The following is a 15,907-nucleotide window of genomic DNA, read 5'->3' as shown; positions in this document are numbered from 1 at the left end:
AGCGGTGCGTAGCGGGTACGCACCTTTTTCAGGCCGGTCAGTTAACCGGCGATCTCTGCCATACGTTGCCACAACGAGTAGTAGACGCGCCCGGATTTCTGCTCCCGGTGCAGGCGCCAGTTCTGCGGCAGGCCCAGGGTTGAAGGCGCGGACTCGCTTTCGGTGTACACCCAGGCATCTTCGGCCAGCCATTGGCGCTCTTCGAGCAACTTGCAAACGGCGGGCAACAGATTCTGGTTGAACGGCGGATCGAGGAACACCAGGTCGTAGGCCGTTGCGGTCTGGGTTTCCAGATAGCGCAGGGCATCGGCGGTCTGGACCTGGCCGTTGGTGCAACGCAGTGTGCCCAGGTGTTCCTTCAGGCTCGATACCGCAAGGCTGCTGGCGTCCAGCGCCTGACCCATGGCCGCACCACGGGACAGCGCTTCGAGGAACAGCGCGCCGCTACCGGTGAACGGGTCGAGCACCTTGGCGCCCGGCACGTACGGCGCGAGCCAGTTGAACAGGGTTTCACGCACGCGGTCCGGCGTCGGGCGCAGACCCGGGGCGTCAGGGAAGCTCAGCTTCCGGCTGCGCCATTCGCCACCGATGATGCGTAGCTGGTTCACGCCGTTGTGGACGTTTTTGGCGGGTTTTTTAGGATGGGCCATTAATGCTCCGGAACCCCGAGCGGCTGCTCGGAAGGTTTATCAGTAGGGGCCGGTAACGGCTGTTGCGGCACGGTCGGGCCAGCGCTGACGATGACCATTTTGTCCGTGCTCAGGTGTTTGTTCATGGCGGCTTTGACCTGCTCGACGGTCAAGTCCTGGGACTGTTGCATGAAGTCTTCCAGGTGGCTCAACGGCAGGTTGTAGAAACCGATGGCGCCCAGCTGGCCGACGATGTCGGCGTTGCTGGCGGTGGACAGCGGGAAGCTGCCGGCCAGTTCGCGCTTGGCGTCGTCGAGTTCTTTTTCGGTCGGGCCGGTTTTAAGGTAGTCGGCCAGCACATCCTGCACCAGTTTGAGGGTGCCTTCGCTCATCTCGGCACGGGTTTGCAGGTTGATCATGAACGGGCCACGCGCCTGCATCGGCGTGAAGCCTGAATACACGCCGTAAGTCAGGCCACGCTTCTCGCGCACTTCGCTCATCAAGCGGGTGCCGAAGCCGCCGCCACCGAGAATCTGGTTACCCATGGACAACGCCGCGTAGTCCGGGTCGTCGCGGTCGATGCCCAGTTGCGCGAGCATCAGGTTGGTCTGCTTGGACGGGAACTCGATGTGATTGATGCCAGCCTTGGGCTCGACAGGTTGCGCGATTTTCGGCAAGGCCGGGCCTTTGGGCAGGGCGCTGGAAACCTGCGCGGCAATCGTCTCGGCTTCCGCACGGGACAGGTCACCGACCAGCGCGATCACCACGTTACCCGCTGCGTAGGCTTTCTCGTGGAAAGCACGCAGTTGTGCCGCGGTAATCGCCGGTACGGTTTTCGCCGTGCCGTCGCTGGAGTGCGCGTACGGGTGATCACCGTACAAGCGGTTCATCAGTTCCAGGCTGGCCAGTTTGCCGGGGTTCTGTTTCTGGTATTCGAAACCGGCGAGCATCTGGTTCTTGATGCGGGCCAGCGAATCGGCAGGGAAAGTCGGCTTGCCGATGACTTCGGCAAACAGCTTCAGGGCCGGCTCGCGCTTGTCCTTGGCACTCAGGCTGCGTAGCGAAGCGATTGCCATGTCCTTATAGGCACCGTTGCCGAAATCGGCACCCAGGCCTTCGAAGCCCTGGGCAATGGCACCGACATCTTTTCCGGCCACGCCTTCGTTGAGCATGGCGTTGGTCAACACCGCCACGCCCGGTGCATCACCGTCCTGGCTGCTGCCGGCGGCGAAGATCAGGCGCATGTCGAACATTGGCAGCTCATGGGCTTCGACAAACAGCACCTTGGTGCCTTCAGCGGTGTTCCAGGTCTGCACGTCGAGCTTGCGGTGGTCCGGTGCCTTGCCGTTGAGTTCGGTGAGCGATTGCAGTTTCTGGCTGGCCTTGGCCTTGTCCAGGGCTTCGCTGGCATTGGTTTGGCCAGGGCGAGACAAATAGAACGCGGCGGAACCGATAACGGCAACGGCGACCAGACCGATCAAGGCCAGGCGGGAGGGTTTACGCTCACTCATGAGTCGTCTCCAAAGGCAGTACATGGGCGACGCTGAGACGTTCGCGGGTGAAATACAGCTTGGCGGCTTTCTGGATGTCTTGCGGTGTCACGCTTTCCAGGTCGGCCAGTTCGGTGTCCATCAGCTTCCATGACAGGCCGACGGTTTCCAGTTGGCCGATGGCGGTGGCCTGGCTGGTGATCGAGTCGCGCTCGTAAACCAGGCCGGCAATGACTTGTGCACGAACCCGTTCCAGTTCTTCGGCGGTAGGCGCCGTGGTTTTCAGCTGGTCGAGCAGCTTCCACAAACCGGCTTCCGCCTGGGCGATGGTTTTGTGTTTCTGTGAGTTTGGGGATGCCGACAGGGTGAAGAGGCTGTCGCCACGGGTATAGGCGTCGTAACTCGACGAGCCGCCGGACACCAGTTCTTCTCCGCGCTCCAGCTGCGTCGGGATGCGCCCGCTGTAGCCGCCATCGAGCAACGCCGAGATCAGGCGCAGGGCATTGACCAGGCGTTTGTCGTCGGTGGTGGCTATGCCCGGCACGTTGAAGGCCAGCATCAGGCTGGGCAGTTGGGTCTGCACGTGCAGGGTGATCTGGCGCTCGCCGGGTTCGGCCAGTTCCAGCGGTTTTTTCGCGGCTGGCACATCACGCTTGGCGATCGGGCCGAAATAGCGCTGGGCCAGAACCTTGACTTCGTCAGGCGTCACGTCGCCGACCACCACCAATGTGGCGTTGTTCGGCACGTACCAGGTCTGGTACCAGTGGCGCAGCTCTTCGACGTTCATTCGCTCAAGGTCGGCCATCCAGCCGATGGTCGGCGTGTGATAGCCGCTGGCCGGGTAGGCCATGGCCTTGAAGCGTTCGTAGGCCTTGGACATCGGCTTGTCGTCGGTGCGCAGGCGACGTTCTTCCTTGATGACCTCGATTTCCTTGGCGAACTCGTCGGCCGGCAGGCGCAGGCTGGCCATGCGGTCGGCCTCCAGCTCGAAGGCCACGCCCAGGCGGTCGCGGGCCAGCACCTGGTAGTACGCGGTGAAGTCGTCGCTGGTGAATGCATTCTCTTCGGCACCGAGGTCGCGCAGGATCAGCGAGGCTTCGCCGGGGCCAACTTTTTCGCTGCCCTTGAACATCATGTGTTCCAGAGCGTGGGACAGGCCGGTATTACCCGGTGTCTCGTAGCTGGAGCCAACCTTGTACCAGACCTGGGAAACCACCACGGGCGCACGGTGGTCTTCACGCACGACTACCTTCAGGCCATTGTCGAGGGTGAATTCGTGGGTGGGTTGCGGGTCGGCAGCCAGGGCCGAAAGGGGCAGGCAAACTGTGCTGAGCAGCAGGCCTGCGGCGCGGCGGGCAAGAGCATTCATTCGTTTTCAAACCTTTGGGGCTGCCCGCTTGTTCTTAGCGTCAGCGGGCGAGAGGGTGCTAGGATACTGATCCGTTTTAGCGGCGGCCACGCCTATCAGGCCTTTATGCTTGATCAGGTTGTATGGGTTTGCGACGGAAGGTGGATATTTATCAACTAAATTCTGCTTTTTCGCCGATTTTGCTGCTTTAGTCCTATGAGAAGTCGATTTCTTGAGGCGCCGATGAGCACCTCGACAAAATGTTGCGCGTGAACAAGCTGGGTCAATCGCAGTCTGTTCTGCATCGAATATTTATTTGCCGGGGCGCCATTGGCGCGTCGCTACCGTGAGATAGCCGTCCTCCATGTTTGGTTCCAACGACGACAAGAAGACCCCAGCTGCGGCTGGCGAGAAGAAAAGCCTGTTCGGATGGCTGCGCAAAAAGCCGCAGGAACCCGCCGTCGAACAGCCGCAACCCGTTCCTGAGCCAGCGCCTGCCGCGGCTCCGGTAATAGATGAAGCGCCCGCGCCGGCGGTCTTGCCGACTGCCGAGCCGGTGCTGCAATCGCAGGCCGAAGTCGTCGCCGAACCTGCCCGCGAAATCATCGGGCAGCCGCTGACTACCGCTGCCGAGCCATGGCTGACCTTGCCCGTGGCGGAAGAGGCGGTGGCGCTGGTCGAGAATGACCTGGCACCTCATGTGACCCCGCCGATTCCGGCCCCGGCAGCGTTCAAGCCGGCACCGGTCCATGCGCCTGTGGTCGAGCCGGTGGTGGGCCCCGTCGTTGTGGCTGAGCCTGCACCTGCACCGGTTGCCCCGCCCGTCGTAGCCCCGGTAGTCCCGATTGTTGCAGCGGCTGCTTCCGTCCCCGCTCCGGTCGAAACCCCGGCCGAGCCGGTACGCACCGAAGAAACCAAGGCCGGTTTCTTCGCCCGCCTCAAGCAGGGCCTGTCCAAGACCAGCGCGAGTATCGGCGAAGGCATGGCCAGCCTGTTTCTGGGCAAGAAGGTCATTGATGACGAGCTGCTCGAAGACCTCGAAACCCGTTTGCTGACCGCCGATGTCGGTGTAGAAGCCACCTCGGTGATCATTCAGCGTTTGACGCAGAAGGTCGCACGCAAAGAGCTGGCCGACGCCGATGCCCTGTACAAATCCCTGCAGGCCGAGCTGACCGCCATGCTCAAGCCTGTCGAGCAGCCGCTGAAAGTCACCTCGCAGAACAAGCCGTTCGTGATTCTGGTGGTCGGCGTCAACGGTGCTGGCAAGACCACCACCATCGGCAAACTGGCGAAGAAACTGCAGCTGGAAGGCAAGAAAGTCATGCTGGCGGCCGGCGATACCTTCCGTGCGGCGGCGGTGGAACAGTTGCAGGTCTGGGGCGAGCGCAACAAGATCCCGGTGATCGCGCAGCACACTGGCGCTGACTCGGCTTCGGTGATCTTCGACGCCGTGCAGGCCGCCAAGGCTCGTGGCATCGATGTGCTGATCGCTGACACTGCCGGTCGCCTGCACACCAAAGACAACCTGATGGAAGAGCTGAAAAAAGTTCGCCGGGTGATCGGCAAGCTCGACGCCGATGCGCCTCACGAAGTGCTGTTGGTGCTCGACGCCGGCACCGGCCAGAACGCCATCAACCAGGCCAAGCAATTCAACCAGACCGTCGAACTGACTGGCCTGGCGCTGACCAAGCTCGACGGCACCGCGAAAGGCGGGGTAATTTTCGCCCTGGCCAAGCAATTCGGCCTGCCGATCCGCTACATCGGCGTCGGCGAAGGCATCGACGATTTGCGTACCTTTGAAGCAGAACCCTTTGTCCAGGCATTGTTTGCCGAACGGGAGCGTTCATGATTCGTTTCGAACAGGTCGGTAAACGCTACCCGAACGGTCACGTCGGCTTGCATGAGCTGAGCTTTCGAGTCCGTCGTGGCGAGTTTCTGTTTGTCACCGGCCATTCCGGCGCCGGTAAAAGCACACTGTTGCGCCTGTTGCTGGCCATGGAGCGCCCGACCAGCGGCAAGTTGCTGCTCGCCGGGCAAGACCTGAGCACCATCAGCAACGCGCAGATTCCTTTTCTGCGTCGGCAGATCGGCGTGGTGTTCCAGAATCACCAGTTGCTGTTCGATCGTACGGTGTTCAATAACGTCGCGTTGCCTTTGCAGATCCTGGGCCTATCCAAGGCCGAGATCGCCAAGCGCGTGGATTCGGCGCTGGAGCGCGTGGCGCTGTCGGATAAAACCGATCTGTACCCGGGCGACCTGTCCACCGGTCAGCAACAGCGCGTCGGTATCGCCCGCGCCATTGTCCATCGCCCGGCGTTGCTGCTGGCGGACGAACCGACCGGTAACCTCGACCCGCGTCTGGCCGCCGAAATCATGGGGGTGTTCGAAGACATCAACCGTCTGGGTACCAGTGTTCTGATCGCCAGTCACGACCTGGCCCTGATCGCCCGCATGCGTCACCGCATGCTGACCCTGCAACGCGGCCGATTGATTGGCGACGGGGAGGCGGCCGTATGAGTGCTACCCGCAGCCCGAAGGTTTCCGAGCGCGTGGCCCCGAAAGCCGCCGACCCGCAGCCGCAAAAGAAAAAACACGACGATGACGACGGGCCGGACTTCGCCACGTTGTTCCGTGCCTGGATCGAAAGCCATCGCGCCAGCCTGGTGGACAGCCTGCGGCGCTTGGGCACACAACCCATCGGCAGCTTTTTCACCTGCATGGTGATGGCGGTGGCCCTGAGCTTGCCCATGGGCCTGTCACTTTTGCTAAGTAACGTCGAGCGTCTGGGTGGTTCCTGGCAGCGCGCGGCACAGATTTCCCTGTATCTGGAAATCGAGGCGAGCCCGGCGCAAGGCGAGGCGTTGCGCGAGCAGATCAAGGGCATGCCTGGCGTTGCCGATGCCGAATATGTTGGCCGGGAGCAGGCGCTGGAAGAGTTCCAGCAACAGTCCGGTCTGGGCGAGGCGCTCAAGGAGCTGCCGGAAAACCCTTTGCCGGGCGTGGTGTTGGTAACGCCGACCGAAGTCGACAAGCCGGCCCTTGAAGCATTAAGACAAAAACTTTCCGAGTTGCCGAAGGTACAGCAGGCGCAACTTGATTTAGTCTGGGTCGAGCGTCTGGCCGCCATCCTCAAGCTGGGTGACCGTTTTGTCTTCGGTCTGACCGTGCTTCTGGTTTCTGCATTACTTTTGGTGATAGGCAATACCATTCGTCTTCATATTGAAAACCGCCGCACAGAGATAGAAGTGATTAAACTGGTCGGCGGCACTGACAGCTATGTACGCAGGCCCTTTCTATATATGGGCGCGCTGTACGGCTTCGGTGCGGGGATTCTGTCTTGGGGCGTACTGGCGTTCGGCCTTGACTGGCTGAACGACGCGGTGGTGGGGCTGGCCGGTTTGTATGGCAGTGACTTTGCGCTGGCTGGAGTGCCAGTTGCCGACGGTCTGTCTCTCTTGCTTGGCGCGGTGCTGTTGGGGTATATCGGTGCATGGATTGCAGTCGCACGCCACCTGAGGGAGCTTGCGCCTAAGTAGTATCATTTTGCTCGTATTGACCTTTCAGCGTTTATGGGTTTTGGGAACTTGTCTTTCGGTTTCCGGTCAATTTTCGCAGTGCTGAACTGCACGAGTTTGTAAGTCGGAGGTTTTTTCGTATGACCAATTCTTTGCAACCTGCATATGCTCTGGTCCCGGGTGCGAACCTGGAGGCGTATGTGCACACCGTCAACAGCATTCCATTGCTGTCGCCGGAGCAGGAGCGTGAACTGGCCGAGAGTCTCTATTATGAGCAGGATTTGGGGGCGGCTCGGCAGATGGTGCTCGCCCACCTGCGTTTTGTCGTACATATCGCCCGTAGCTATTCCGGCTACGGTCTGGCTCAGGCTGACCTGATCCAGGAAGGCAACGTCGGCCTGATGAAGGCCGTGAAGCGCTTCAATCCGGAAATGGGCGTGCGCCTGGTGTCCTTTGCCGTGCACTGGATCAAGGCGGAAATCCACGAGTTCATCCTGCGCAACTGGCGCATCGTGAAAGTCGCGACCACCAAGGCCCAGCGCAAGCTGTTCTTCAACCTGCGCAGCCAGAAGAAACGTCTGGCCTGGTTGAATAACGAGGAAGTCCATCGCGTAGCGGAAAGCCTGGGTGTAGAGCCTCGGGAAGTGCGCGAGATGGAAAGTCGCCTGACCGGCCATGACATGGCCTTCGACCCGGCTGCCGAAGCGGACGACGACAGTGCATTCCAGTCGCCGGCCAACTATCTGGAAGACCACCGGTACGACCCGGCGCGTCAACTGGAAGACGCCAACTGGAGCGACAACTCCAACCACAACCTGCACGAAGCGCTGGAAGTGCTGGACGACCGCAGCCGTGACATCCTCTACCAGCGCTGGCTGGCGGAAGAAAAAGCCACGCTGCACGACCTGGCGCAGAAGTACAACGTGTCGGCCGAGCGTATTCGCCAGCTTGAGAAGAGCGCGATGAACAAGCTCAAGTTGTCGATCGCCGCGTAACTGGCGAGCAAGCAATAAAAAACGCCCCGATCATTGATCGGGGCGTTTTTGTTTGTGCCTGCTATTCCTGATTCACGCCCCAATCCCTGTGGGAGCGAGCCTGCTCCGGGCGGCGTTCCGACGATGGTCGTGAACGATAACGCGTAAAACCAGATGCCCGGCGGCGCACTTGGGTTTTTCGCGAGCAAGCTCGCTCCTACAGGGGAGAGCGTCGTGTTATTGAGACCACGGCGCCCGGCGTGAATCGTTGAGGCCTGCCAGATAGTCATCGCCACCTAGCTGACTCATCTGCCGTCGTATCCAGCCCGCACGCCGTGCGACGTAAGAGGTCGGATGGCTGGCGCTCCACACTCGCGGGTTTGGCAACACTGCCGCCAGCAAGCTGGCCTGTTGGCGGGACAAGGAGCGGGCGCTTACACCGAAGTGATGCCGGGCTGCTGCCTCTGCACCAAACACCCCTTCATCCCACTCGACGCTATTGAGATAAACCTCAAGAATCCGCTGCTTGGGCCAGAGCACTTCAATTAACGCGGTAAACCAGGCCTCCAGGCCTTTGCGTAGCCAGCTGCGGCCGGACCACAGAAACAGGTTTTTCGAGACTTGCTGGCTCAGGGTGCTGGCGCCGCGGATCGAGCCGCCGCGCTCGTTATGGGCAAACGCCGCCTGAATCGCGCCGATATCGAAGCCCCAGTGCTCGGAGAACTTCTGGTCTTCCCCGGCAATCACGGCGACTTTCAGGTCATCGGAGATCTCGTCCCAGGGTTTCCAGGTCCGTTGCAGGTCAATGGGTTCGCCATCGATCCAGGATTCGATCTTGCGCTCGACCATCAGCGCCGTCCCTGGTGGCGGTACCACGCGAAAGATCAGCACCAGCAATACGCTGCCACCCATGAACCAGAGCACGGCCTTGGTGAAAAGACGAAAATAGATACGCAGCATAGAGATGGCTTGGCCGAACCTGTTGAGCGGGCCATTATACAGACCCTGTTGATCGAGTCTGACTGGAGTTCTGCATGCTGCGTGGCTTTCTGATGCTGGCCGCTTTTTTCGGCTTCACCGGTGTCGGCCTTGGGGCCTTTGCCGCCCACGGCCTGAAAAGCCGTCTGTCACCTGAATATCTGACGATTTTTCATACCGGCGTCACCTATCAACTGGTGCACACCCTGGCGCTGCTGGGCGTGGCGCTGCTGGCCACGCAGGTTCCCGGTCGTTTGCACGCCTGGGCCGGCGCATCCTTTGCAGTCGGCATCCTGCTGTTCTCCGGTAGTCTTTACGTGCTGACGCTGACAGGTATCAGCAAGCTCGGCATCATCACGCCGTTCGGCGGCCTGGCGTTTCTGCTGGGCTGGCTCTGCCTGGGCCTTGCCGCCTGGCGCTTGCCACTGACCGCCTGACGCTTGTTGCTGACCTTTAGGTCATGATCGGGCTAGAATGCCTGCCCCTAAAAATGATGGCGGCATCCGGCATGCGCATTCAGTTGAACGGCGAATCCTTTGAACTGCCCGACGGTGAAACCGTTGCGGCCCTGCTGACCCGTCTGGACCTGACCGGACGCCGGGTGGCGGTCGAACTCAATCTGGATATCGTCCCGCGCAGTCAGCACGCAGACACCACGTTGAACGACGGCGACAACGTCGAAGTGGTGCACGCCATCGGCGGCGGCTAGCCCCAAACACTGTGAAAACTGCTGCGCTCGGAAATACTGCGTTAAAAACAGGCTCGGAATGCTCATTTACAACCCGTAAACTCCGCTTCCTCGCCTGTTTTTGCCTTGTCTTTCCTTCGCTCGCGACGTTTTCACAGCGTTTGGTTAATAAGGAATTCTGCAAGAACCTCACCCCTACAGAGGATTTCCCATGAGCATCGTTCGTAGCGACAAGCCTTTCGTTCTGGCCGGTCGTACTTACCAGTCGCGTTTGCTGGTCGGTACCGGCAAGTACCGTGACATGGAAGAAACCCGCCAGGCCATCGAAGCCTCGGGTGCCGAAATCGTCACTTTCGCCGTGCGCCGCACCAACCTCGGGCAGATCGAAGGCGAGCCGAACCTGCTTGAAGTGCTGTCGCCGGATCGCTACACCTTCCTGCCGAACACCGCCGGTTGCTACGACGCTATCGAGGCCGTGCGCACCTGCCGTCTGGCCCGTGAGCTGCTCGATGGCCACAACCTGGTGAAGCTGGAAGTGCTGGCGGATCAGAAAACCCTGTTCCCCAACGTGATCGAAACCCTCAAGGCCGCCGAAACGCTGGTCAAGGAAGGCTTCGACGTGATGGTCTACACCAGTGACGATCCGATCATTGCCCGGCAACTGGCGGAAATCGGCTGCATCGCGGTCATGCCGCTGGCCGGTCTGATCGGTTCGGGCCTGGGGATCTGCAACCCGTACAACCTGCAGATCATCCTCGAAGAAGCCAAAATTCCGGTGCTGGTGGATGCCGGTGTCGGTACCGCTTCCGACGCCACCATTGCCATGGAGCTGGGTTGTGATGCGGTGCTGATGAACTCGGCCATCGCCCACGCCCAGCAGCCGGTCATGATGGCTGAAGCCATGAAACATGCGATCGTCGCAGGCCGCCTGGCCTACCTCGCCGGCCGTATGCCGAAAAAACTCTATGCCAGCGCCTCTTCGCCGCTGGATGGTCTGATCAAGTAAGAGCCATTGATGACTGAATCGAACGACACGCCTATCCAGACGGAAGAAGGCGACGAGCGCCAACACCGCCGCATCAAGAGTTTCGTGATGCGCGCCGGGCGCATGACCGAAGGCCAGCAACGCGGCCTGGAGCAGGGCGCGCCGCTGTTCGTGCTGCCGCTGGCCGACGCGCCGGTGGATTTCGACCAGGTGTTCGGTCGCTCGGCACCGCGCTCGCTGGAAATCGGTTTCGGCATGGGCCATTCGCTGCTGGAAATGGCAGCGGCAGCTCCGGATCAGGATTTCATCGGTGTCGAAGTGCACCGTCCGGGTGTCGGGGCGCTGCTCAATGGCGTGTTGACCCAGGGGTTGACCAACCTGCGGGTCTACGATTGCGATGCCATCGAAGTGCTCAACCGCTGCGTGGCCGATAACAGCCTCGATCGCCTGATGCTGTTTTTCCCGGACCCGTGGCACAAGAGCCGTCACCACAAGCGCCGCATCGTTCAGGCGTCCTTCGCCGAGCTGGTGCGCAGCAAGTTGAAGGTCGGTGGCATTCTGCACATGGCCACCGACTGGGAGCCGTACGCCGAATACATGCTGGAAGTGATGAACGTTGCGCCGGGTTACCGCAACCTTGCCGAAGACGGCAAGTGCGTACCACGCCCGGCCGAGCGCCCGATCACCAAGTTCGAACGCCGTGGCGAACGTCTTGGGCATGGTGTGTGGGATTTGAAGTTCGAGAAGCTGGCGTAAACCTGTGGGAGCGAGCTTGCTCGCGATGGCGGCCTGACAGTCAACAGAGATGTTGGATGTGATGGCCTCATCGCGAGCAAGCTCGCTCCCACAGTTGTTTTAGGGCGTCTTCGGGATTAGCGGCGGTCGGCTACCACGCCAATCAACACCAGCACCACCAGCAACACCGGCGCCAGGCTGTAGTTGTTGAACTGGCTCAAGCCGCGCACGACCCATGGCGTGGCATAGATCAGCGCTGCACCGCTGCCGATCATGCACAGCAGGGACATCAGTGGCACGCGCAAGGCACCGGCGATGCTGCCCAGGCGCTGCTCGACCCAGCCTTTGAAATCCGCACCAAACAGCACCAGCAGGCAGCCCACCAGGGCCAGGGCGATTTCCGAGAGGTTGCTGCGGCTCCAGCGGGATACTGTGGCCAGCAGGTCGAGTATCAGATCCATTCGATTTCCTTATGTCAGAAATTTCTGCAGCAAGTCGTTGAGGAACAGCTGTCCGCGCTCGGTGGCCGCCAGACGTGACGGTTCGACCTGTAACAGGCCGCTTTGTTCTGCGTCGCGGCGACCTTCGGCGAGGCTGTCCAGCGTCATGCCCGTGCGTTCCGGGTACAGCCGCGACTCGACACCTTCGGTCAGGCGCAGCGCGTTCATCAGGAATTCGAACGGCATCTCTTCATTGCTCAGCGCTTTCTCTCCGGCCTTGAAGCTTTTCGCCGGATTCAGGTAATCCTTGGGCAGGCGGGTCTTCCAGGTGCGGATGATGCGTCCGTCCGGGTGACTGAGCTTGCCGTGGGCGCCGGCGCCAATGCCAATGAAGTCGCCAAAACTCCAGTAATTGAGGTTGTGGCGCGCCGGGCGACCGGGCAGGGCATAGGCCGAGACTTCGTATTGCACGTAACCGTGTTCGGCCAGCAGCGCTTGTCCGGCTTCCTGAATGTCCCACAGCGTGTCGTCTTCCGGCAGCGTTGGCGGCTGGTTCCAGAACACCGTGTTCGGTTCCAGGGTCAGTTGATACCACGACAGGTGTGTTGGTTTCAGGGCAATGGCTGTGCGCAGGTCGGCCAAGGCATCGTCCAGGGACTGATTCGGCAAGCCATGCATCAAGTCCAGGTTGAAGTTGTCGAACCCGGCCTGCCGCGCCATGCCGGCGGCGCGCACGGCTTCGTCACCGTTGTGAATCCGCCCCAGGGCCTCAAGCTTTTCTTGCTGAAAACTCTGGATGCCGATCGACAGGCGATTGATCCCCAGTTTCCGGTACGCCACGAACTTGTCTTGCTCGAACGTCCCCGGATTGGCTTCCAGGGTGATTTCGATGTCGCTGGCAAAGGGGATGCGTTGTTCGACGCCCTTGAGCAAGCGACCCAGCGAACCGGCACTGAACAGGCTTGGCGTGCCGCCGCCGAAGAAGATCGAGCTCAGCTCACGACCATGGACGGCGTGCAGGTCCTGATCGAGATCGGCCAGCAAGGCGTCGACGTACTCTTCTTCCGGCAGCACGGGGCTGGCGGTGTGGGAGTTGAAGTCGCAATAAGGGCATTTGCGTACGCACCACGGGATGTGGATGTACAACGCCAGGGGCGGCAGCACAGGCAAGGCCGCCCGGGGCGATTGCGCGGCGCCGCCGAAAATCAGCGGCGACGCGGATGATTCAGAGGTCATTTCAATTCCAGACGCTGGCGCAGCAGATCCATTGCGCGGGCGCGGTGGCTGATCTGGTTCTTGTCGCCGGGCTTGAGTTCGGCGCTGGAGCAATCGCGCTCCGGCACCCAGAACAGCGGGTCGTAGCCGAAACCGTGTTCGCCGCTGGCCTGGGTCAGGATGCGTCCGTGCCACAAACCTTCGCAGAGGATCGGCAACGGATCATCGGCGTGGCGCACCAGCGCCAGTACGCAGACGAACTGCGCGCTGCGCTCGGCTTCAGGTACGTCTTTCAACACGTCGAGCAGCTTGGCGTTGTTCGCCGCATCGCCCTGGCCGTCGGCATAACGCGCCGAGTAGATGCCTGGCGCACCGCCGAGGAAATCCACCGCCAGCCCGGAATCGTCGGCCAGTGCCGGCAGGCCGGAAATGCGCGCGGCATTGCGGGCCTTGAGGATGGCGTTCTCGACGAACGACAGACCGGTTTCTTCAGGCTCGACGCTGCTGAACTCGCCGATCGAGCGCAGTTGCACCGACTCGCCGAGCATGGCCTGGAGTTCCTTGAGTTTGCCGGCGTTATGGCTGGCGAGTACGAGTTGGGTGAGGTTAATCATTCGCCGGGGAAAAGCTCTTGGTTGAAATTGATGGTGTTGATTTTGTCGCCGGTCTGCACCTTGATATCGAAGGTGCGGATTTCCTGCTGATCCACCGGGTATTGCGCAATGTAGTAGATCGCGCCTTGTTCGGTGATCTGTTTGAATTTCAGTGGCACGGTCTGGCTGGTCAGGTCCTTGACCGAGCCGCTCACCTGGGCCATCAGTGGCTTGCCTTCCTTGATGACCGAAATGTTGATCACGCCCTGGTTCTTGCTGCGGATCAGTTCGGCGGACTTGGCAATGTCCGGGGTCAGGTAGGTGGAGTTGAAGGTGTTGTAATGCACCGTCACGTCACCGAAGGTTTCCTTGCGCTCGCCCTTGATGACGTCGGCGGCCATAGCGGTAACGCTCAGGCAGGCAGTGAGTAGAAACAACGCTAGACGACCCATGATCGTTCTCCTTGCAATAGGGTGGATCAGACCGCGACCTTGTGGTCGGAAAGTCCCGGACTGCTGACGCGGTAGATTCCGATCTCACCTAACAGATTAGGCCATAGCTTACTGGCCCACCCGTGCCGATGCTGTTGATCCACGGCAAGTCGATCAATGACCTTCGCTTCACGTTCGCGACACAAGGCTTCAAAGTCCGCGAAGGTGCAGAAGTGAATGTTGGGCGTGTTGTACCAGGTGTACGGCAGGAACTCGGAAACCGGCATCCGGCCCTTGCTCGCCAGGTACCAGCGGCAGCGCCAGTGACCGAAGTTGGGGAAGGTAATGATGCACTGGCGACCGACGCGCAGCATCTCGTCGAGGATCCTGTCCGGGTAGTGCACCGCTTGCAGCGCCTGGGTCATGACCACGATGTCGAAACTGTTGCTGGCAAAGTTGCCCAGGCCCTTGTCCAGGTCCTGTTCGATGACGTTGATGCCCTTGGCCACGCACTCGGCGATGTTGTCGGCGTCGTTTTCCAGGCCATAACCGGTGACTTGCTTGTTATCGCGCAGCCAGGTCAGCAGTTCGCCATCGCCGCACCCGAGGTCGAGCACGCGGCTGCCGGCGGGGATCCATTCCTGGATGATTTCCAGATCAGCTCTCATGGCTTTCTCACAACGTAATGCGGTTCATGTAATTGCCGAATGCCTGCAGATAGCGCGGGATCGGAATCAGGAAGGCGTCGTGGCCTTGCGGTGCGTCGATCTCGAGGTAGCAGACGTCCTTGCGTGCGGCCATCAGTGCATCCACCAGTTCCCGCGAGCGGGCAGGGGAGAAGCGCCAGTCGGTGGTGAACGACATCACGCAGAACTTGGCCTTGGCACCTTCAAAGGTTTTTGCCAGGTTATCGTCGAAGTTCGCCGCCGGATCGAAGTAATCGAGCGCTTTGGTCATCAACAGATAGGTGTTGGCATCGAAGCGTCCGGAGAACTCTTCGCCCTGATAGCGCAGGTAGCTTTCAACCTGGAACTCGACGCTGTGGAAGTCGTAGTTGAGCTTCTCGCTCTTCAGCCCGCGGCCGAATTTCTCGCCCATGGAGTCGTCGGACAGGTAGGTGATGTGCCCGACCATCCGCGCCAGCATCAGGCCGCGCTTGGGGATCACGTTGTGTTCCTGGAACGAACCGCCGTGGAATTCAGGGTCGGTGAGGATTGCCTGGCGCGCCACTTCGTTGAACGCGATGTTCTGTGCCGACAGCTTGGGTGCCGAGGCGATGGCCAGGCAGTGACGGATGCGGTCAGGGTAGGTGATGCTCCATTGCATCGCCTGCATGCCGCCGAGGCTGCCGCCGATCACGGCCGCGAACTGGGCGATGCCGAGACGATCTGCCAGGCGCGCCTGGCTGTGCACCCAATCCTCGACGGTCAAGACCGGGAAGTCGGCGCCGAACGGCTTGCCGGTCTCGGGGTTGGTGCTGCTCGGGCCGGTGGAGCCGTTGCAGCCGCCGAGGTTGTTCAGGCTGACCACGAAGAACTTGCGGGTGTCGATCGGTTTACCGGGGCCGATGCAGCTGTCCCACCAACCGGGCTTGCGGTCGTCGGGGCTGTGATAGCCGGCGGCGTGGTGGTGCCCGGACAAGGCATGGCAGATCAGCACAGCGTTGCTCGCCGTGGCGTTCAGCGTGCCGTAGGTTTCGTAAATCAGGTCATAGGCCGGGAGCGAACGTCCACAGGCCAAAGCCAGCGGCTCGCTGAAGTGCGCCACTTGCGGCGTCACCAGACCAACAGAATCGGGGGGGAAGGCAGCTGGCATCGACCCTGCTCTCATTGAAATGAGGCGTAAGTCTAAAGACCGCTGGGGTTAGCGGCAAGCAAAGGCCGGGC

At 60.9% G+C, this 15,907-nt stretch carries 18 protein-coding genes; 8 read left to right on the top strand and 10 right to left on the bottom strand.

Annotation, left to right across the window (positions count from 1 at the left end; genetic code table 11):
* Positions 1-41: 41 nt before the first annotated feature.
* The 3 genes from rsmD to RS887_RS09895 are packed head-to-tail and all read right to left on the bottom strand — an operon-like array spanning position 42 to position 3,488.
* Positions 42-650, bottom strand: a complete 609-nt coding sequence (gene rsmD, locus RS887_RS09905; protein ID WP_008019983.1) for a 16S rRNA (guanine(966)-N(2))-methyltransferase RsmD — start codon at positions 648-650, stop codon at positions 42-44.
* Positions 650-2,140, bottom strand: coding sequence for a pitrilysin family protein (locus RS887_RS09900; protein ID WP_322615192.1), 1,491 nt, complete (start codon positions 2,138-2,140; stop codon positions 650-652). The genes rsmD and RS887_RS09900 overlap by 1 nt, the downstream gene beginning before the upstream one ends.
* Complete coding sequence (locus tag RS887_RS09895) at positions 2,133-3,488, bottom strand: pitrilysin family protein (RefSeq protein ID WP_322615191.1); 1,356 nt, start codon at positions 3,486-3,488, stop codon at positions 2,133-2,135. The genes RS887_RS09900 and RS887_RS09895 overlap by 8 nt, the downstream gene beginning before the upstream one ends.
* A 343-nt stretch (positions 3,489-3,831) precedes the next feature.
* Here RS887_RS09895 and ftsY point away from each other — a divergent pair, with 343 nt between their 5' ends.
* From ftsY to rpoH, 4 genes are all read left to right on the top strand, one after another.
* Positions 3,832-5,316 carry a signal recognition particle-docking protein FtsY gene (gene ftsY / locus RS887_RS09890; protein WP_322615190.1) on the top strand — a complete coding sequence of 495 codons (1,485 nt, stop codon included), beginning with the start codon at positions 3,832-3,834 and terminating at the stop codon, positions 5,314-5,316.
* Entirely contained in the window at positions 5,313-5,984 is a 672-nt protein-coding gene (gene ftsE / locus RS887_RS09885) for a cell division ATP-binding protein FtsE (protein ID WP_007975383.1), read from the top strand. Before ftsY ends, ftsE begins: the two co-directional genes overlap by 4 nt.
* Entirely contained in the window at positions 5,981-7,003 is a 1,023-nt protein-coding gene (gene ftsX, locus RS887_RS09880) for a permease-like cell division protein FtsX (RefSeq protein ID WP_322615189.1), read from the top strand. The genes ftsE and ftsX overlap by 4 nt, the downstream gene beginning before the upstream one ends.
* Positions 7,004-7,122: 119 nt before the next feature.
* Complete coding sequence (gene rpoH, locus RS887_RS09875; RefSeq protein WP_322615188.1) at positions 7,123-7,977, top strand: RNA polymerase sigma factor RpoH; 855 nt, start codon at positions 7,123-7,125, stop codon at positions 7,975-7,977.
* A 216-nt stretch (positions 7,978-8,193) separates the two neighbouring features.
* Here rpoH and mtgA read toward each other — a convergent pair whose 3' ends face one another.
* Complete coding sequence (mtgA, locus tag RS887_RS09870) at positions 8,194-8,916, bottom strand: monofunctional biosynthetic peptidoglycan transglycosylase (RefSeq protein ID WP_322615187.1); 723 nt, start codon at positions 8,914-8,916, stop codon at positions 8,194-8,196.
* A gap of 74 nt (positions 8,917-8,990) precedes the next feature.
* Here mtgA and RS887_RS09865 point away from each other — a divergent pair, with 74 nt between their 5' ends.
* From RS887_RS09865 to trmB, 4 genes are all read left to right on the top strand, one after another.
* On the top strand, positions 8,991-9,371 hold the full coding sequence (locus RS887_RS09865; protein WP_322615186.1) for a DUF423 domain-containing protein: 381 nt from the start codon (positions 8,991-8,993) through the stop codon (positions 9,369-9,371).
* 71 nt (positions 9,372-9,442) lie between these two features.
* On the top strand, positions 9,443-9,643 hold the full coding sequence (gene thiS, locus RS887_RS09860) for a sulfur carrier protein ThiS (protein ID WP_007953386.1): 201 nt from the start codon (positions 9,443-9,445) through the stop codon (positions 9,641-9,643).
* A 190-nt stretch (positions 9,644-9,833) separates the two neighbouring features.
* A complete protein-coding gene (locus RS887_RS09855; protein WP_008019974.1) occupies positions 9,834-10,628 on the top strand; it encodes a thiazole synthase in 795 nt (264 codons plus the stop codon).
* Positions 10,629-10,637: 9 nt separating this feature from the next.
* Entirely contained in the window at positions 10,638-11,363 is a 726-nt protein-coding gene (gene trmB, locus RS887_RS09850) for a tRNA (guanosine(46)-N7)-methyltransferase TrmB (RefSeq protein ID WP_057398140.1), read from the top strand.
* 116 nt (positions 11,364-11,479) lie between these two features.
* On the opposite strand, the gene RS887_RS09845 is transcribed toward trmB, so the two are convergent.
* Genes RS887_RS09845 through metX form a run of 6 tightly spaced genes read right to left on the bottom strand, consistent with a single transcriptional unit; the run spans position 11,480 to position 15,836 of the window.
* Positions 11,480-11,803: a DUF3392 domain-containing protein gene (locus RS887_RS09845; protein WP_008019970.1), complete on the bottom strand. Its 324-nt coding sequence runs from the start codon at positions 11,801-11,803 to the stop codon at positions 11,480-11,482.
* Positions 11,804-11,812: 9 nt separating this feature from the next.
* The gene (hemW, locus tag RS887_RS09840; protein WP_322615185.1) at positions 11,813-13,018 is read right to left on the bottom strand and encodes a radical SAM family heme chaperone HemW; all 1,206 of its coding nucleotides are present in this window, start codon (positions 13,016-13,018) and stop codon (positions 11,813-11,815) included.
* Positions 13,015-13,611 (bottom strand): RdgB/HAM1 family non-canonical purine NTP pyrophosphatase, encoded by a 597-nt coding sequence (gene rdgB, locus RS887_RS09835; RefSeq protein WP_322615184.1) that lies wholly within the window; start codon positions 13,609-13,611, stop codon positions 13,015-13,017. Before rdgB ends, hemW begins: the two co-directional genes overlap by 4 nt.
* Positions 13,608-14,042, bottom strand: coding sequence for a DUF4426 domain-containing protein (locus RS887_RS09830; protein ID WP_322615183.1), 435 nt, complete (start codon positions 14,040-14,042; stop codon positions 13,608-13,610). Before RS887_RS09830 ends, rdgB begins: the two co-directional genes overlap by 4 nt.
* A gap of 26 nt (positions 14,043-14,068) precedes the next feature.
* The gene (gene metW, locus RS887_RS09825) at positions 14,069-14,689 is read right to left on the bottom strand and encodes a methionine biosynthesis protein MetW (RefSeq protein ID WP_057398144.1); all 621 of its coding nucleotides are present in this window, start codon (positions 14,687-14,689) and stop codon (positions 14,069-14,071) included.
* Between the two features lie 7 nt (positions 14,690-14,696).
* Positions 14,697-15,836, bottom strand: coding sequence for a homoserine O-succinyltransferase MetX (gene metX, locus RS887_RS09820; protein ID WP_322615182.1), 1,140 nt, complete (start codon positions 15,834-15,836; stop codon positions 14,697-14,699).
* Between the last annotated feature and the right edge of the window lie 71 nt (positions 15,837-15,907).

This window comes from Pseudomonas sp. BIC9C (genome assembly GCF_034541995.1).
GTDB lineage: Bacteria > Pseudomonadota > Gammaproteobacteria > Pseudomonadales > Pseudomonadaceae > Aquipseudomonas > Aquipseudomonas fluorescens_CC.
The sequence above is the reverse complement of the archived record's forward strand: the minus strand, read 5'-3'. Positions and strand labels throughout refer to the sequence as shown.

Excerpts from the sequence above, each read along its gene's own strand:
- rsmD (WP_008019983.1), bottom strand. The coding sequence starts at position 650 with ATGGCCCATCCTAAAAAACCCGCCAAAAACGTCCACAACGGCGTGAAC.
- RS887_RS09900 (WP_322615192.1), bottom strand. The coding sequence starts at position 2,140 with ATGAGTGAGCGTAAACCCTCCCGCCTGGCCTTGATCGGTCTGGTCGCC.
- RS887_RS09895 (WP_322615191.1), bottom strand. The coding sequence starts at position 3,488 with ATGAATGCTCTTGCCCGCCGCGCCGCAGGCCTGCTGCTCAGCACAGTT.
- ftsY (WP_322615190.1), top strand. The coding sequence starts at position 3,832 with ATGTTTGGTTCCAACGACGACAAGAAGACCCCAGCTGCGGCTGGCGAG.
- ftsE (WP_007975383.1), top strand. The coding sequence starts at position 5,313 with ATGATTCGTTTCGAACAGGTCGGTAAACGCTACCCGAACGGTCACGTC.
- ftsX (WP_322615189.1), top strand. The coding sequence starts at position 5,981 with ATGAGTGCTACCCGCAGCCCGAAGGTTTCCGAGCGCGTGGCCCCGAAA.
- rpoH (WP_322615188.1), top strand. The coding sequence starts at position 7,123 with ATGACCAATTCTTTGCAACCTGCATATGCTCTGGTCCCGGGTGCGAAC.
- mtgA (WP_322615187.1), bottom strand. The coding sequence starts at position 8,916 with ATGCTGCGTATCTATTTTCGTCTTTTCACCAAGGCCGTGCTCTGGTTC.
- RS887_RS09865 (WP_322615186.1), top strand. The coding sequence starts at position 8,991 with ATGCTGCGTGGCTTTCTGATGCTGGCCGCTTTTTTCGGCTTCACCGGT.
- thiS (WP_007953386.1), top strand. The coding sequence starts at position 9,443 with ATGCGCATTCAGTTGAACGGCGAATCCTTTGAACTGCCCGACGGTGAA.
- RS887_RS09855 (WP_008019974.1), top strand. The coding sequence starts at position 9,834 with ATGAGCATCGTTCGTAGCGACAAGCCTTTCGTTCTGGCCGGTCGTACT.
- trmB (WP_057398140.1), top strand. The coding sequence starts at position 10,638 with ATGACTGAATCGAACGACACGCCTATCCAGACGGAAGAAGGCGACGAG.
- RS887_RS09845 (WP_008019970.1), bottom strand. The coding sequence starts at position 11,803 with ATGGATCTGATACTCGACCTGCTGGCCACAGTATCCCGCTGGAGCCGC.
- hemW (WP_322615185.1), bottom strand. The coding sequence starts at position 13,018 with ATGACCTCTGAATCATCCGCGTCGCCGCTGATTTTCGGCGGCGCCGCG.
- rdgB (WP_322615184.1), bottom strand. The coding sequence starts at position 13,611 with ATGATTAACCTCACCCAACTCGTACTCGCCAGCCATAACGCCGGCAAA.
- RS887_RS09830 (WP_322615183.1), bottom strand. The coding sequence starts at position 14,042 with ATGGGTCGTCTAGCGTTGTTTCTACTCACTGCCTGCCTGAGCGTTACC.
- metW (WP_057398144.1), bottom strand. The coding sequence starts at position 14,689 with ATGAGAGCTGATCTGGAAATCATCCAGGAATGGATCCCCGCCGGCAGC.
- metX (WP_322615182.1), bottom strand. The coding sequence starts at position 15,836 with ATGCCAGCTGCCTTCCCCCCCGATTCTGTTGGTCTGGTGACGCCGCAA.